Origin of the sequence: Cupriavidus nantongensis (genome assembly GCF_041726985.1) — a bacterium.
In the GTDB taxonomy this organism is placed as follows: Bacteria; Pseudomonadota; Gammaproteobacteria; order Burkholderiales; family Burkholderiaceae; genus Cupriavidus; species Cupriavidus nantongensis_A.
Window position 1 is genome coordinate 1,580,085 of record NZ_CP168303.1, and the last position, 15,314, is coordinate 1,595,398.

Here is a 15,314-nt window from a genome sequence, read left to right on the forward strand (position 1 = left end):
GTTCAGCGGTTGACCAGTTTAGCTGGCGTCAGCCACACCAGCACGGCGCCGACCACCAGGATGGCCGACAGCACGTACATCGGCAGCTGGGTGCTGTGGGTCAGGTCCTTGAGCGCGCCCACCATGTACGGCGACACGAAGCCGGCCAGGTTGCCCACCGAGTTGACCACTGCAATGCCCGAGGCCGCGGCAATGCCCGACAGGAACGACGTCGGCAGCGACCAGAACAGCGGTGCGCAGGTCAGCACGCCGGCGGCGGCCAGCGACAGCGCGGCAATCGCCACGGTCGTATTGTTGGTGAACGAGGCGGCGATGGCAAAGCCCGCGGCCCCCATCAGCGCCGGCACGATCAGGTGCCAGCGGCGCTCGCGGCGCGCGTCGGCGCTGTGGCCAAGGATGTTCATCACCACCACCGCGCACAGGAACGGAATCGCGGACAGCAGGCCGATATTGAAGTTGCCGGTCACGCCGCTGGACTTCACCAGCGTGGGCATCCAGAAGGTCAGCGCGTACTGGCCGGTGACGAAGCAGAAGTAGATCAGGCACATCCACCACACGCGGCGGTCGGCGAACACCGCGCCCAGCGAGTGGCCATGCCCCTTGCCGGCGGCGGCGCCGGCATTGCGCTGGTCCTCCTCGATATTGCGCTTGAGCACGCGCTTTTCGTCGGCATCGAGCCACGGCGCCTTGTCGATGCCGTCGCGCAGCACGAAGATCGTCAGCAAGCCGATCACGAATGCGGGCAGCGCCTCGAGCAGGAACATCCACTGCCAGCCACGCATGCCGTGGGTGCCGTTGAACGCATCCATGATCCAGCCCGACAGCGGGTTGCCGAACATGCCGGCGATGGGGATGCCGGACATGAACAGCGCGATCATCTTCGCGCGGCGGTTGGCCGGGAACCAGTAGGTCAGGTACAGGATCACGCCGGGATAGAAGCCGGCTTCGGCCAGGCCCAGCAGGAAGCGCATCACGTAGAACTGCGTCGGCGTCTGCACGAACATGAACAGCGCCGAGATGATGCCCCACGTGATCATGATGCGCGCGATCCAGATGCGGGCGCCGATCTTGTGCATCAGCAGGTTGCTGGGCAGCTCGAACAGGAAATAGCCGATGAAGAACAGGCCGGCGCCCAGGCCGAACACGGTCTCGGAGAAGGCCAGGTCCTGGCCCATCTGCAGCTTGGCGAAGCCGACGTTGACGCGGTCGAGGTAGGCGACCACGTAGCACAGCATCAGGAACGGCATGATGCGCCAGAACACCTTGCTGTAGGCGCGTTTCTCGATCTGCGTGTCGGTGTCGAGCCGGGCGTTGCCGCCCAGGCTGTCGAAGGCGGGCACGCTGGCCGCCGGTTGATTGGAAGGCATCGGTGGTCTCCGGGTATGGTGGTGGGTCTGGTCTTGTGGTTGCGGCCACGCGCGGAGCGCAGGCGTGCGCGTCCCCCGCGCGGTGGCCGGGGCCGCCGCGCCGGGATCAGGCCGGGGTGGTCAGGGAAGCAGCGGGGCTGGTGCTACCAGCGCGCCTGGAAGGCGTCGCGCAGCTCAGCCAGGGCGCGGTCGGGCAGCGCCGCGCGGGCGGCAAAGCCGGGCACGTCTTTCATGGTCATCCATAGCTTGGCGGTCTCCTCCAGTTCTTCCAGCGCGAACGCGGCGCGCGATACGCTGGACTCCCACACCACCGGTCCCAGGCGCTCCAGCAGCACGCCGCGCACCTGCGCGGCCAGCGTGGCCACGCGCGCGGCCACCGCGGGATCGCCGGGCCGATGGTAGGGAATCAGTGGGACATGGCCGACCTTCATCACGTAGTACGGCGTGAGCGGCGGCAGTACGTCGTCCGGTTGCCAGACACCGGCGAGCGTCAGGGCCACGAGGTGCGTCGAGTGCGTATGCACCACGGCGTGCGCCCCGGGGTTGTTGTCATAGATGGCGCGATGCAGCGTCAGCGTCTTCGACGGCTTGTCGCCCGAGACCCAGCTGCCGTCGCTGGCCACCTTGGCCACCGCCGCGGGATCCATCATGCCCAGGCAGGCATCGGTCGGCGTGATCAGCCAGCCATCGTCGAGCCGCGCGCTGATATTGCCGGCCGAGCCGACGGTGTAGCCGCGCTGGTAGAGGCTGGCGCCGATGCGGCAGATCTCTTCGCGCAGCTTGCTTTCGGTGCTCATCACTCGCCTCCCAGCTGGCGCAGCGCTTCGTCGAAAAAGTCCGGCCCGCCGAAGTTGCCCGACTTGAGCGCGAGCGCCAGCGGCGTGACATCCAGCGTGACGGTGGCCGGCACGCCCGGCGCGATCTGCGCGCCGATGCGCAGCGCACGCACGCCCAGCGCCTGCACCACCGCGCCCGAGGTCTCGCCGCCCGCCACCACGAAGCGGCGCGTGCCGCGTGCCTTCAGCCCGGCGGCGACCGTGGCCAGGCATTGCTCAACCAGGTGGCCGGCGCGCTCGACGCCCAGTTCGGCCTGCACGGCCTTGACCTCGTCGGGGCTGGAAGTGGCGTAGACCAGGACCGGCTCGTCACGGGACGCGGCGAAGTCCAGCGCCGCGTCGGCCACGGCCTCGCCGCGCGCCAGCGCGAGCGGGTCGATGCGCAGCGCCGGGCGGCCTTGCTCGAGCCAGCGTGCCACCTGGCCGTTGGTCGCGCGCGAGGCGCTGCCGGCGAGCACCACACCCGGGCCGTCGATAACCGGCACCGCGTCGGCGTCGGCGCGCTGCGGCAGCAGGCCGGCGCGGCGGAAGTTCTCGGGCAGGCCCAGCGCGATGCCGGAGCCGCCGGTCACCAGCGGCAGGCCGGCGCACGCCTCGCCGAGCGTAAGCAGGTCCGCATCGGAGACCGCATCGGCAATCGCCATGCGCACGCCGTCGCCGCGCAGCGCGGCGATGCGCTCGGCCGTCGCCTGCGCCCCGCGCGCGACCGTGTCGTAGCGCAGCAGCCCCACCTTGTGCTTGCTCTGGCGCTGCAGCACGCGCACCAGGTTGGCATCGGTCATCGGCGTCAGCGGATGGTGCTCCATGCCCGATTCGTTCAGCAGCGCATCGCCGACGAACAGGTGGCCGCGGAAGATGGTGCGGCCGTTCTCGGGGAAGGCCGGGCAGGCGATGGTGAAGTCGCTGTCCAGCGCCGCCAGCAGGGCCTCGGCCACCGGGCCGATATTGCCGGCGTCGGTCGAATCGAAGGTGGAGCAGTACTTGAACACGAACTGGCGGCAGCCCTGCGCGCGCAGCCACTGCAGCGCGGCCAGCGACTCCGCCACGGCCTGGGCCGCGGGCACGGTGCGCGACTTGAGCGCAACCACCACGGCGTCGGCGCTGCCGATATCCGCCGTGGATACGGGCACGCCAATGGTCTGCACGGTGCGCATGCCATTGCGCACCAGCGTGTTGGCGAGGTCGGTGGCGCCGGTGAAGTCGTCGGCAATGCAGCCAAGGAGCGCGGTCATGGTCAGTGCTCCTTATTTGACCTGGCCGGCCTGGCCCGGCAGCTCGATGCCCGGGAAGATCTTGATCACAGCCGCATCGTCCTCGCCGCCGTGGCCGGCGGTCGAGGCCATCATGAACATCTGGTGGGCGGCCGCCGACAGCGGCAGCGGGAATTTGCTGGTGCGCGCGGTGTCGAGCACCATGCCCAGGTCCTTGACGAAGATGTCGACCGCGGACAGCGGCGTGTAGTCCCCCTTCAGGATATGCGGCACGCGGTTCTCGAACATCCACGAGTTGCCGGCGCTGTGGGTGATCACGTCATAGAGCGCATCCGGGTCCACGCCCTCGCGCAGGCCCAGCGCCATCGCCTCGGCAGCGGCGGCGATATGCACGCCGGCCAGCAGCTGGTTGATGATCTTGACCTTGGAGCCGGCACCGTGCGCGGCACCCAGGCGGTACACCTTGCCGGCGATGGCGGCCAGCACGTCCTCGGCCAGCGCATAGGCCTCGGCGGGGCCGGAGGTCATCATGGTCATCTCGCCGCTGGCGGCGCGAGCGGCGCCGCCCGAGACCGGTGCGTCGAGCATCAGCAGGCCTTTTTCAGCGAGGCGCTGTCCCAGGGTCTCGGCAAAGCCCGGCGGCACCGTGGCGCTGGCGATCACCAGCTTGCCCGGCTGCATCCCCGCCACGGCACCGTCGGCGCCGAACAGCACGGCCTCGGTTTGCTGCGCGTTGACCACCAGCGTCAGTACCACGTCGCAGTGGCTGCCCAGCGCGGCGGGCGAGGCGCACGGCACGCCGCCGGCATCGGCAAAGCGCTGCAGCACTTCGGCACGCAGGTCGCAGGCGTGCACGTTGAAACCGGCCCGCAGCAGCGACTGCGCGACACCAAAGCCCATGGCACCAAGGCCGATGACGCCGATATTCCTGGACATAGGGACTCCCTGAAACAGATACGGATGATTCGATGCTTGCGACAGCGCGTCAGTTGGTGGCGCCGTGCGCGGCGCCGCTCTCGTCGGCGCCCAGCTGGGCCAGCCGGTGCGCAGCGTTGTACATATGGTTCTGCGCGGCATTGCGCGCGGCCAGCGGGTCGCCGGCGCGGATCGCGGCGACGATGGCCTGGTGTTCCTCCCGCACCTGGCGCGAAAAGTCCGCGCGCCGCGCCTCGTTGGTGCGGGTCACGCGCGTGGCGGCTTCCAGGTACTGGCTCAGGAACTCGAGCGTCTTGAGGAAATAAGGGTTGCCGGTGGCCTCGGCGATGGCGCGGTGGAAGCCCACGTCCTCGGCGACACCGTCGCCGCCCTGCGCCACCACCTCGTCGAGGCGGGCCAGCGCGGCGTCGATCGCCGCCATCGAGGCATCGGTGCGGCGCCGGGCCGCCTGCGCGGCCACCTCGGCCTCGATCGCGCGGCGCAGCTCGACGATCTGCAGCACCGCTTCGAGCGTGCCGGTGTCGGTGTAGTCGATACGCAGCGGCCGGATGCCGGCCTGCAGCGTCACGAACACGCCGCTGCCCTGGCGCGACTCGACCACGCCTTCGTACTTGAGCCGGGAGATGGCCTCGCGCACCACGGTGCGGCTGACGCCGAACTCCTCGGACAGCACCGCCTCGGTGGGCAGCTTGTCGCCACGGGCAAAGGCGCCGCTCTGGATCTTGTCCAGCAGCTGTTCGGCAACGTTGTCGGTCAGGGCGCGGGCAGGGACTTTCTGGAACACGGCAGCTTCCCGGTCATTCGGTAATCAGGTCATCATACAAATTTGCTATACGGCTGCCGACCCCAGGTAAACCCTGATGTGGTGCAAGTCACCAGGGTTCCGTGCGTACACGGCTCCACATTGGTGCTGCTGCGGTGGGCTCGCCGCTGGCGTATCATTGGCGCCCGCATTGCCACTTGCCAGTTTTTCTCCCGCCATGCCTGCCACCGTCCTGATCTGCCCCTGGTCCGAAGCCCGCGAACGCGCGCGCGCCATCCGTTACACCGTCTTTGTCGAAGAGCAGGGCGTGCCGGTGGAACTGGAATGGGACGAATGGGACGAGCCCAGCTGGCATGCGCTGGCACTGGCCGACGACGGCACGCCGCTGGCCACCGGCCGGCTGCTGCCCGACGGCCATATCGGCCGCATGGCCGTGCTGAAGTCCGCGCGCGGCAGCGGCGTCGGCGCGCTGGTGCTGGAGGCGCTGATGCACAAGGCGGAACAGCTGGGTTATGCGGAACTGGTGCTCAACGCGCAGACTCACGCGGCGCCGTTCTATGCGCGCGTGGGCTTCGAGCAGGTGGGGCCGGAATTCGAGGAGGCGGGCATCCCGCACGTGGAGATGCGCAAGCGCTTGCAGCGATAAGGCGCCGGCGCGGCGCTCAGCGCGGAGCCTGCACGATGCCGGTGTCGCGCGACAGGTTCAGCGTGCCGTGGTAGGCCACGTCGCCGATGCGGCCGTCGGCGTCGAAGCTGCGCTCGTTCAGGTCGAAGCGTCCGTCGTGGCGGATGCGCAGTACCGTGCTGGCGCGCGTGCCATACATCGGCGAGCGGATAAAGGCGGACGACAGCAGCTTTTCCCACTCCGGCGCCACGCCGGTGGCGGGCAGCTCGAAATCCGCGGCCTGGCGCTGGTCGGCCAGCATCTGCAGGTAGGGCTCGGCGCTGGCGGTGGCCTGGCCGCTGTCGGCGGCCAGTACTTCGGCCAGCGCGCCGACGCGGCTGCGCACCTTGGGCCAGGGCGTATCGAGCAGCGCGTTGGACAGGCCGTACAGGCCCGGACGCAGTCGCTGCGGCTGGCGCGATGCCGAGCGGTTGCTGTACCACCATAGTTCGCGCAGGTCGCTCGCCAGCAGGTTGAAGCCGTTATAAGCGCCGTCTTCGCCGGCGAGGCCGTCGAGGTAGTCGAACGGCGCGGCGTGGCCGCGCAGGAAGCCCGCCACCAGCTCGCCGCGCGAACGCGCGTCGGTGCGCTTTTCGGACGGGGCGCGGTAGTTGGTCAGCGCGGCGAAGCGGCCGTCGGCGTTGACGCCCATCCAGGTGCCGGGCTCGCCGATGACCTCGGCGAGGTCGCGGCCGGCCAGCACCTGGGGCGCATCCTGCCACCAGTGCGCGGCCGCCGCGGGGCGGGCATAGAATTCATCGCGGTTGCCGGCCACGACCAGGGCATAGTCCGGGTGCGATTGCCAGGCAACCAGGATCAGACACATCGTTTTGCTTCCTTTGCCGCGGGATTGCCGCGCCAGCGGTCCCCGCGTACTTCAGTCCGACGGCGCCGACACGCCACCCAGGGGCGCCTACAGCACGTCAAGGTCGATAAAGTGTTCGGCGCGCCGCTCGCCCTCCACCCACTGGTCCAGCCCGCTCTGGCGCCACAGCCCTTCCAGCGTGGCATCGAACGCGGGCGGCACGTCGGCGTAGCACTCCATCCAGGTCTGCACGCCGGCGCGGGTTTCCGGCCTGCGCATCAGCGTACCACCAATTCCGGTGGCTTCGGCGACCGTTTCCATCCAGCGGTGCCAGTGCGGCAGCGCCTCGGCGGCGACGGCCTCCGGCACGCGGAAATAGACGTAGAGGTGATCGCTCATGGCAGGTCCTGTGGCAATCAGCCGGCGGCCTGGGCGGCCTCGCCAAGCGGCACCGTGTAGGGCAGGCTGGCGGTGGCCAGCGCCGCGCCCTCGGCGCTGCCCAGCCGCAGCGCGCTGCCGGCGGCATCGATCTTCAGTTCGGCCAGCCCGGTCCAGCCGCCATCGGGCGCGGGCGCGGCATTGACGATCATGCCGCAGGGCTGGCCCGGGTCTTCCGGACGATAGATCTCGGCCGCGGGTGCCGGCACCTCGCCTTGACCCTGCACCAGCCACATGCGGCGCTTGAGCGTGCCGCGGTACTGGCTGCGCGCCACCACTTCCTGGCCCGGATAGCAGCCCTTGCGGAAATTGACGCCGCCGACCAGCTCGAAATTGATCATCTGCGGCACGAACTGCTCCTGCGTCGCCGCGACGATGCGGGGCAGGCCCGACTGGACTTCGAGCCAGTCCCACAACGCCGGCGCGGCGCCGGTCAGCGTGGCGGACAGCGCCACGCGCACCGCGTCGGCGCGCTCGGCCGGCAGCACCAGCTGCCAGCGCGGCTGGCCGGCGCCGTCCGGCAGCCGGATCACGGTGGCGCCATCGGCCCCGGCCACGGCAAAGGCGGCCTCTGGCGCGGGCAGCCCCGCCGCGGCCAGCGCTTGGGCGGCGCCGGCGCCCGCAACGCCGAGGATGGCGTGGGTCGGGGTGATATCGGACAGCTTGGCCTTGGCGCGCAGCACGAACATCGACAGCCGCTTCTGCACCGCGGCCTGGATCTCGGCCGACAGCTGCAGCACGATGCCGTCGGCGTCGCGCCACATCAGGAAGGTGGCCAGCAGCCGGCCCTTGGGCGAGCAGTAGCCGGCCAGGCGCGCCGTGCCCGGCGCCAGGTCGTCGACCGCGTTGGTCAGCTGGGTGTGCAGGAAGCTGGCGGCATCGTCGCCCGCAACCCGGATAAGGCCGAGCCCGGCCGGGGTGCAGACCACGCCGCCGGCCTGCAGCGCGTCAAAGTTGGCGGCGAGTTGCTGAGCTTGGGGATTCAATGCTGGCATTGCGAGGCAATCGTCGAGGCAATTCGGGAAGGGAAGGAAACGGGCCACCGACGTTGCGCAGTGCCGGACGCGCGGGAGGCGCCGGCGCCACGGCTTACGGTCGGTGGCAGGCTGCCGGTTATTATATGGGGCTACGAGATTTTCGGCCGGCGCCGGTGGTCCGCCGCGGTGCGCGCTTGCGCCGATGGCGCCGACGGGTCGGTCCCTACAACAGATACATGAAACGTTTACTCCTCAGCCTTGGGCTTGCCGTGCTGGTGTTCGCGCTGGCGGCCGTGGGCGGCTTTGCGTGGTGGGCCAATCACCCGGTGTCGCTGAGCAAGTCGCCGGTGGAAGTGGTAATCAAGCCCAATTCCGGCGTGGCCAGCGTCGGCCGGCAGATCCAGCGTGGCGGTGTGGGCATGGACCCGCGGCTGTTCGTGCTGCTGGCGCGCCTGACCGGGCACGGCGCCGACCTGAAGGCAGGCGGCTATGAATTCGAAACCGGTGCCACGCCGCTGTCGATCCTCGGCAAGCTGGCGCGCGGCGAGGTCACGCACTACGTGGTCACGGTGATCGAGGGCTGGGAATTCCGCAAGATGCGCGCCGCGGTCGATGCCAGTCCGGCGCTGCGCCATGACACCCGCGGCATGACCGACGCCGAACTGATGAAAGCCATCGGCGCGCCCGAGTCTTCGCCCGAGGGGCTGTTCTTTCCCGATACCTACCTGTTCGCGCGCGGCAGCAGCGACATCGAGCTCTACAAGCACGCCTACCGTGCCATGCAGCGCCGCCTGAACGAGGCCTGGAACGCGCGCTCGCCCGACCTGCCGTACAAGACCCCATACGAGGCGCTGGTGATGGCGTCGATCGTCGAGAAAGAAACCGGCCAGGCCGCCGAGCGCCCGATGATCGCCGCGGTGTTCATCAACCGGCTGCGCAAGAACATGCTGCTGCAGACCGACCCGACCGTGATCTACGGCCTGGGCGAGGCCTTCGACGGCGACCTGCGCAAGCGCGACCTGCAGGCCGACACCCCGTACAATACCTACACCCGCACCGGCCTGCCGCCCACGCCGATCGCGCTACCGGGCCTGGCCTCGCTGGCGGCGGCGACCACGCCGGCGCCGTCCGACGCGCTGTACTTCGTCGCCCGCGGCGACGGCAGCAGCCATTTCTCCAACTCGCTACCCGAACACAACCGCGCGGTCGACAAGTACCAGCGCGGCAAATAGGCATTCCATGCGCGGAAAATTCATTACCTTCGAGGGCATCGACGGCGCCGGCAAGAGCACCCATATCGACTGGGTTGCCGACCGGCTGCGCGCCCGCGCCGATATCGCCGGTGTCGTCACCACGCGCGAGCCCGGCGGCACGTCGCTGGGCGAAGACCTGCGCCAGATCCTGCTGCACCGCAAGATGCACCTGGAAACCGAGGCGCTGCTGATGTTCGCGGCGCGGCGCGAGCATATCGCCGAAGTCATTGCCCCGGCGCTGGAGCGCGGCAAGTGGGTCATTTCCGACCGCTTCACCGATGCCACCTTTGCCTACCAGGGCGGAGGCCGGGGCCTGGCCACGGGCCGGCTGGAAGCACTGGAGGACTGGGTCCAGGGCGGCCTGCAGCCGGACCTGACGCTGCTGTTCGACGTGCCGCTGGAAACTGCCAGCGCGCGCCTGGCCGCGGCGCGCACGCCGGACAAGTTCGAGGCCGAGTCGCGTGCCTTCTTCCAGCGCACCCGCGACGAATACCTGCGCCGCGCGGCGCAGTCGCCGCAGCGCTTCCGCGTCATCGACGCCACGCGCAGCATTGCCGATATTCGCGATGAACTTGAGAAGATCCTCGCAACTATCTGATTCGCAGGTGTTTTTGTCCAGCCTGTCGGCAATATTCAGCCAGTACTCGAAGTTGGACCGCTAACTTATTGATTTACATGCTATATCCCTGGCAGAAAGAAGACTGGCAAAGGCTGGGCGCGCTGCGCGAGCGGCTGCCGCATGCGTTGCTGATCCATGGCCAGCAAGGCATCGGCAAGCGCGACCTGGCCCTGCATTTCGCCCAGGGGCTGCTGTGCGAGGCGCCGCTGGCGGACGGGCAGCCGTGCGGACAGTGTGCCGCCTGCCACTGGTTCAGCCAGGGCAACCACCCGGACTTCACCGTGGTGCGGCCCGAGGCGCTGGACGCCTCGGCCGAGGCGGAAACCGACGAAGGCGGCAAGAAGAAGGCGCCCAGCAAGATCATCCGCATGGAGCAGGTGCGCGCGCTGATCGAGGCCGTCGGCGTGGGCACGCACCGCGCCGGCCTGCGCGTGGTGGTGGTCTATCCGCTCGACGCGCTGCAGGTCGAGGGCGCCAACGCCTTGCTGAAGACGCTGGAAGAACCGCCGCCGTCGACGGTGTTCCTGCTGGTGACCGACCGCCTGGACCGCATCCTGCCGACCATCCTGTCGCGCTGCCGCCAGTTTTCGGCCCAGCGCCCGACCCCCGAGGCGGCGCTGGCGTGGCTGCGCGGGCAGGGTGTGGCGGATGCCGAGGCCCAGCTGGCGCTGGCCGGCGGCTCGCCGCTGACCGCGCTGCATGCGGCCGAGGCGGAGGAGCAGCCGCTGCAGCGCTGGCTGGTGGGCCAGCTCGGCGCCGCTGCCGCGTTCGACGCCGCCGCCGCGGCCGAGCAACTGCAGAAGCTGCCGGTGCCGGCCGTGCTTGGCATCCTGCAGCGCTGGACGTACGATCTGCTGGCACTGGGGCTGGATGGCGGAGCCACGCCGCGATACTTTCCCAGGGAGCGCGCCGTGCTGGTGCGCTGCGCTGGTGCTACCGATGCCTACAGCCTGCAGCGCTTTGCCGCGCGCCTTAACGCGCACCGCCGCAGCGAGAACCATCCGCTTGCGGCCCGGCTGGTGATGGAAGCAGTATTCCTGGAGTACCGGCAGCTGTTCCGCTAGCGCGGCATGCGTCCGGGGCGCGGTGCATAACAACAAGCGATAACAACAAGCAGCAACGTCATCAGGGGGTCAACCATGAACACGGCAGTCGCCGGCACCGGGCCGGCCGAGGCGGGCTTCGGTAGCGTCACAGGAAGCGGAGGCGGGGCGGCCTCGCGTCCCAATGTGCTGTCGCTGTCGATCAAGGACCAGGCCGGACTGTACGCGGCCTATATGCCGTTCCTGGCGCGCGGCGGCATCTTCGTGCCGTCGAACCGGCCGTTCCGGCTGGGCGAACAGGTGTTCCTGGTATTGTCGCTGCTGGACCGGCCGCAGAAGTACCAGATCGCGGGCCACGTGGCCTGGATCACCCCCGCGGGCACGCCGATGAAGACGCCGGGCGTCGGCGTGCACCTGCCCGATGACGACAACGGGCGCAACCTGCGCCGCGCGGTGGAGGAAATCCTGGGCAAGATGCTGGAGTCCGGGCGCCCCACCCAGACTTTATGAACGTTGTGAGATATCGCTCGCAACCTTTTGATTTTCGATGAACTTTTCGCTACGAATTGCCGAGCCCCGCGACCTGCCGGGCATCGTCGCCATCTACAACAGCACCGTGGCTTCGCGCATGGTCACCGCCGACACCGAGCCGGTCACCGTGGCCTCGCGCCAGGCGTGGTTCGACGCCCACCAGCCCGGGCGCCGTCCGCTCTGGGTATGCGAGGATGCCGACGGCAGCATGGCCGGCTGGATGAGCTTTTCGGATTTCTACGGGCGCCCGGCCTATGGCGCCACCGCCGAGGTGTCGATCTACCTGGATGCGCAGCGCCGCGGCCAGGGGCTGGGGCGCTACCTGCTGCAGCAGGCCATCGACCACGCGCCCACGGTCGGCGTGAACACGCTGCTCGGCTTTATCTTCGGCCACAACGCGCCCAGCCTGGGCCTGTTCGCGGCGCTGGGCTTCACGCGCTGGGGCGACCTGCCGCGCGTGGCCGTGCTCGACGGCGTCGAGCGCGACCTGATCATCGTTGGCCGCCGCGTGGACGCGGCCTGAGCGCCGCCTGAACGCCGTACCTGAGATTTCCCATGTTTGTCGATTCCCACTGCCATATCGATTTCCCCGAACTGGCCGCGCGCCTGCCTGAGCTGCTGGACAACATGCGCGCCAACCAGGTCACGCATGCGTTGTGCATCTCGGTCACGCTGGAAGATTTCCCGCGCGTGCTGGCGCTGGCGGAGCAGCATCCCAACCTGTATGCGTCGGTCGGCGTGCATCCTGACTACGAAGAGGGCGAGGACCCGACCCTGGAGCGGCTGGTAGCGCTGTCCGCGCACCCGCGCGTGGTCGGCACCGGCGAGACCGGGCTGGACTACTACCGGCTCAACGGCCGCAGCATTGCCGAGATGGAATGGCAGCGCGAACGCTTCCGCACCCATATCCGCGCGGCGCGCCAGACCGGCAAGCCGCTGATCATCCATACCCGCTCGTCCGCTGACGACACCCTGCGCCTGATGCGCGAGGAAAACGCGGGCGAGGCCGGCGGCGTGATGCACTGCTTTACCGAAACCTGGGACGTCGCCCGCCAGGCGATGGACCAGGGCTTCCATATCTCGTTTTCCGGCATCGTTACCTTCAAGAGCGCGGCGGAGCTGCAGGAAACCGCGCGCAAGGTGCCGCTCGAGCGCATGCTGATCGAGACCGATTCTCCCTACCTGGCCCCCGTGCCGTACCGCGGGAAGACCAACGAGCCAGCGTGGGTGCGCCATGTCGGCGAGTTCATCGCGCAGCTGCGCGGGGTGCCGGTGGAACAGGTCGCGGAACAGACGACGGAAAATTTCTTCAACCTATTCAAGCACATTGACAGGAATGCTCATGTTTGACATGAAATTTGTCCGACGTGCCGCCGGCGCCCTCGCACTGGCCGCCGCCACGCTCGCCCAGGCCGCGCCGGCCGACGACATGCGCAAGGCGGTGGAATTCGACGACGCCAATACCGTCAAGAAGCTGCTCGCCAAGGGCGTCGACCCCAACGTGGTCGACAACCGCGGCAACCCGGCGCTGGTGCTGGCGCTGCGCGAGAAGTCGCTCAAGGCCGCCACGGTGCTGATCCGTGCCAAGGACATTGATTTCGACAAGGCCAACCCGGCCGGCGAGACTCCGCTGATGATGGCCGCGCTGCAGGGCCAGCTCGACATGGTCAAGCTGATGGTCGACGACATGGAGGCCGAGATCAACAAGACCGGCTGGGCGCCGCTGCACTATGCCGCGACCAACGGCCACAACGACGTGGTCAAGTACCTGGTCGACCATGCCGCGTATATCGACGCCGAAAGCCCCAACGGCACCACCCCGCTGATGATGGCCGCGCGCGGCGGCCATATCGAGACCGTCAAGCTGCTGCTGGACGAAGGCGCCGACATGCGCCTGAAGAACCAGCAGGGCATGACCGTGATCGACTTTGCCGAGCGCTACAACCAGGCCGAGATCGCCAGCGGGCTGAAGGCGCGCTGGCAGAAGCTGTATCCGCAGACCCCGATCGTGCCGGCGCCGCCGCTGAAGCCGCCCGTCGCCGAGCCAGGCGGCCAGCGCCCCGCGGCGCCGCAGAGCAAGGGCTGGTAAGCCGGACCGGCGCCGATGGCGAACGGCTCGCGCCTGCGCCAGTGGGCGCGCGGGCTCAAGGGCAGCCTGCTGACGCTGTGGTTCTGCAGCCGCCATCCGGGCACGCCGTGGGCGGCACGGCTGCTGGGCGCGCTGGTGGTGGCCTACGCCTTCAGCCCGATCGACCTGATCCCGGACTTCATCCCGGTGCTGGGCTATCTGGATGACGTGCTGCTGGTGCCGCTGGGCATCTGGCTCACGCTGCGGATGATCCCCGCCGCGGTCAAGGACGAATGCCGCGGCCGCGCCGAGGCCTGGCAGGCCAGCCATGCGCAACGGCCGCGCAATCGCGCGGCCGCCGTGGTGATCGTGCTGGTGTGGGTAGCGCTGGCCTGGCTGGCCTGGCGCTGGCTCGCACCATACTGGACCCGGCCCTAGACGTCGTCGGCCAGCCGCACCCCGGTGAACTGCCAGCGCTGGTGCGGATAGAAGAAGTTGCGGTAGGTTGCGCGGATATGCGATTCGGGGGTGACGCACGACCCGCCGCGCAGCACCATCTGGCCGCTCATGAACTTGCCGTTGTACTCGCCCACCGCGCCCGCGTTGGGGCGGAAGCCCGGATAGGGCAGGAAGGCGCTGGCGGTCCATTCCCAGACGTCGCCGAACATCTGGCGCAGCACGCCGGCGGTGTTCTGCCGGTCGGGCAGCGGCCGCAGCACGCGCCCCTCGACAAAATTCCCGGTGGCCGGCAGGCGACTGGCGGCGTGCTCCCATTCCGCCTCGGTCGGCAGCCGGCGCCCGGCCCAGCGCGCGAACGCGTCGGCCTCGTAGAAGCTGAGGTGGGTCACCGGGCTGTCCGGATCGACTGGATGCATGCCGCGCAGCGTCATCTGCCACCAGGTGCCTTCGCGCTCTTCCCAGTAGAGCGGCGCCTGGATGCCTTGCTCCGCCACCCAGCGCCAGCCGTCGGACAGCCACAGCCCGGCGCTCTGGTAGCCGCCATCCTCGATGAACTCGAACCATTGCCGGTTGCTGACCGGGTGCGAGCACAGCGTGAAAGGGGCCAGGTAGGTCTTGTGGCGCGGCGTTTCGCAATCGAAGGCGAAGGTCTCGCCGCGGTGGCCGATCTCGACCAGCCCGCCATCGAAGCCGATCCAGTCCGGCGCGGGGCGCGGGTCGGCAATCACGGGGGCGGGCAGTTCCGGGGCAAAGGCGGGGCGCAGCGGGTTCTGCGCGAACAGGTGCAGCACGTCGGTCAGCAGCAGTTCCTGGTGCTGCTGTTCATGCTGCAGGCCAAGCGTGATCAGCGCCGCCTCGTCGTCGGTCTGGGCGCTGCCCAGCAGCGCCAGCATCGCCTCGTCGACGGCCTCGCGGTACGCCAGCACCTCATCCAGCGACGGGCGTGTCAGCAGCCCGCGCTGCGGCCGCGGATGGCGCGCGCCGACCGCTTCATAGTAGGAGTTGAAGAGATAGCGATAGGCCGGGTCCACCGGCTCGTAGTCCGGGATGCGTGCGGCCAGCACGAATTCCTCGAAGAACCACGTGGTGTGCGCCAGGTGCCATTTTGCCGGGCTGGCGTCGTCCATGGACTGCACGGTGGCATCGGCATCGGACAGGTCGGCCACCAGGGTTTCGGTGGCGGCGCGGACATGCCGGTACTGCGAAAGCAGGGCGGGTTCGTGCGGCGGATGGAGGGCGGCTCCTGGCAACAGGGCTGAAGTCATGCGGGCTCCCGGGTTGGATCGGTCGATGACTGCAGGCGGTGCGCCGCCGCGGCCAAGGGGCCAGCGGCCGCGCGCCGCC

At 69.1% G+C, this 15,314-nt stretch carries 18 protein-coding genes; 9 read left to right on the forward strand and 9 right to left on the reverse strand.

Translation table 11 applies throughout. The features are described from left to right. Positions 1-2: 2 nt before the first annotated feature. The 5 genes from ACEI37_RS18605 to ACEI37_RS18625 all read right to left on the reverse strand — a co-directional run bounded on the left by ACEI37_RS18605 (position 3) and on the right by ACEI37_RS18625 (position 5,134). Positions 3-1,367 carry an MFS transporter gene (locus ACEI37_RS18605; protein WP_373380129.1) on the reverse strand — a complete coding sequence of 455 codons (1,365 nt, stop codon included), beginning with the start codon at positions 1,365-1,367 and terminating at the stop codon, positions 3-5. Positions 1,368-1,510: 143 nt separating this feature from the next. Continuing rightward, entirely contained in the window at positions 1,511-2,164 is a 654-nt protein-coding gene (locus tag ACEI37_RS18610) for an aldolase (RefSeq protein WP_373380130.1), read from the reverse strand. Continuing rightward, entirely contained in the window at positions 2,164-3,435 is a 1,272-nt protein-coding gene (gene otnK / locus ACEI37_RS18615; RefSeq protein ID WP_373380131.1) for a 3-oxo-tetronate kinase, read from the reverse strand. The genes ACEI37_RS18610 and otnK overlap by 1 nt, the downstream gene beginning before the upstream one ends. Positions 3,436-3,447: 12 nt before the next feature. Continuing rightward, entirely contained in the window at positions 3,448-4,350 is a 903-nt protein-coding gene (gene ltnD / locus ACEI37_RS18620) for an L-threonate dehydrogenase (protein WP_373380132.1), read from the reverse strand. A gap of 49 nt (positions 4,351-4,399) precedes the next feature. Beyond that, a complete protein-coding gene (locus ACEI37_RS18625) occupies positions 4,400-5,134 on the reverse strand; it encodes a FadR/GntR family transcriptional regulator (RefSeq protein ID WP_111521026.1) in 735 nt (244 codons plus the stop codon). A gap of 196 nt (positions 5,135-5,330) precedes the next feature. Here ACEI37_RS18625 and ACEI37_RS18630 point away from each other — a divergent pair, with 196 nt between their 5' ends. Beyond that, positions 5,331-5,759, forward strand: coding sequence for a GNAT family N-acetyltransferase (locus ACEI37_RS18630; protein WP_373380133.1), 429 nt, complete (start codon positions 5,331-5,333; stop codon positions 5,757-5,759). Between the two features lie 16 nt (positions 5,760-5,775). Here ACEI37_RS18630 and ACEI37_RS18635 read toward each other — a convergent pair whose 3' ends face one another. The 3 genes from ACEI37_RS18635 to ACEI37_RS18645 all read right to left on the reverse strand — a co-directional run bounded on the left by ACEI37_RS18635 (position 5,776) and on the right by ACEI37_RS18645 (position 8,015). After that, the gene (locus ACEI37_RS18635; protein WP_373380134.1) at positions 5,776-6,603 is read right to left on the reverse strand and encodes an NRDE family protein; all 828 of its coding nucleotides are present in this window, start codon (positions 6,601-6,603) and stop codon (positions 5,776-5,778) included. An 87-nt stretch (positions 6,604-6,690) separates the two neighbouring features. After that, a complete protein-coding gene (locus ACEI37_RS18640; protein ID WP_012352764.1) occupies positions 6,691-6,981 on the reverse strand; it encodes a DUF4936 family protein in 291 nt (96 codons plus the stop codon). Positions 6,982-6,998: 17 nt separating this feature from the next. Continuing rightward, positions 6,999-8,015, reverse strand: coding sequence for a folate-binding protein YgfZ (locus ACEI37_RS18645; protein ID WP_373380135.1), 1,017 nt, complete (start codon positions 8,013-8,015; stop codon positions 6,999-7,001). 218 nt (positions 8,016-8,233) lie between these two features. Between ACEI37_RS18645 and mltG the strand changes: the two genes are divergently transcribed. The 8 genes from mltG to ACEI37_RS18685 all read left to right on the forward strand — a co-directional run bounded on the left by mltG (position 8,234) and on the right by ACEI37_RS18685 (position 13,949). After that, positions 8,234-9,229 (forward strand): endolytic transglycosylase MltG, encoded by a 996-nt coding sequence (gene mltG / locus ACEI37_RS18650; protein WP_373380136.1) that lies wholly within the window; start codon positions 8,234-8,236, stop codon positions 9,227-9,229. Between the two features lie 7 nt (positions 9,230-9,236). Further along, complete coding sequence (tmk, locus tag ACEI37_RS18655) at positions 9,237-9,848, forward strand: dTMP kinase (protein WP_373380137.1); 612 nt, start codon at positions 9,237-9,239, stop codon at positions 9,846-9,848. 77 nt (positions 9,849-9,925) lie between these two features. Then, positions 9,926-10,933 (forward strand): DNA polymerase III subunit delta', encoded by a 1,008-nt coding sequence (locus tag ACEI37_RS18660; RefSeq protein ID WP_373380138.1) that lies wholly within the window; start codon positions 9,926-9,928, stop codon positions 10,931-10,933. Between the two features lie 75 nt (positions 10,934-11,008). Continuing rightward, the gene (locus tag ACEI37_RS18665) at positions 11,009-11,422 is read left to right on the forward strand and encodes a PilZ domain-containing protein (RefSeq protein WP_183294029.1); all 414 of its coding nucleotides are present in this window, start codon (positions 11,009-11,011) and stop codon (positions 11,420-11,422) included. A 37-nt stretch (positions 11,423-11,459) separates the two neighbouring features. Next, positions 11,460-11,966: an N-acetyltransferase family protein gene (locus tag ACEI37_RS18670; RefSeq protein ID WP_373380139.1), complete on the forward strand. Its 507-nt coding sequence runs from the start codon at positions 11,460-11,462 to the stop codon at positions 11,964-11,966. A gap of 32 nt (positions 11,967-11,998) precedes the next feature. After that, the gene (locus tag ACEI37_RS18675) at positions 11,999-12,793 is read left to right on the forward strand and encodes a TatD family hydrolase (protein WP_373380140.1); all 795 of its coding nucleotides are present in this window, start codon (positions 11,999-12,001) and stop codon (positions 12,791-12,793) included. Then, positions 12,786-13,532, forward strand: a complete 747-nt coding sequence (locus ACEI37_RS18680) for an ankyrin repeat domain-containing protein (RefSeq protein ID WP_373380141.1) — start codon at positions 12,786-12,788, stop codon at positions 13,530-13,532. Before ACEI37_RS18675 ends, ACEI37_RS18680 begins: the two co-directional genes overlap by 8 nt. Positions 13,533-13,547: 15 nt before the next feature. After that, on the forward strand, positions 13,548-13,949 hold the full coding sequence (locus ACEI37_RS18685) for a YkvA family protein (RefSeq protein ID WP_373380142.1): 402 nt from the start codon (positions 13,548-13,550) through the stop codon (positions 13,947-13,949). On the opposite strand, the gene egtB is transcribed toward ACEI37_RS18685, so the two are convergent. Next, complete coding sequence (gene egtB, locus ACEI37_RS18690) at positions 13,946-15,235, reverse strand: ergothioneine biosynthesis protein EgtB (protein WP_373380143.1); 1,290 nt, start codon at positions 15,233-15,235, stop codon at positions 13,946-13,948. The two genes, ACEI37_RS18685 and egtB, sit on opposite strands and share 4 nt — an antisense overlap. Between the last annotated feature and the right edge of the window lie 79 nt (positions 15,236-15,314).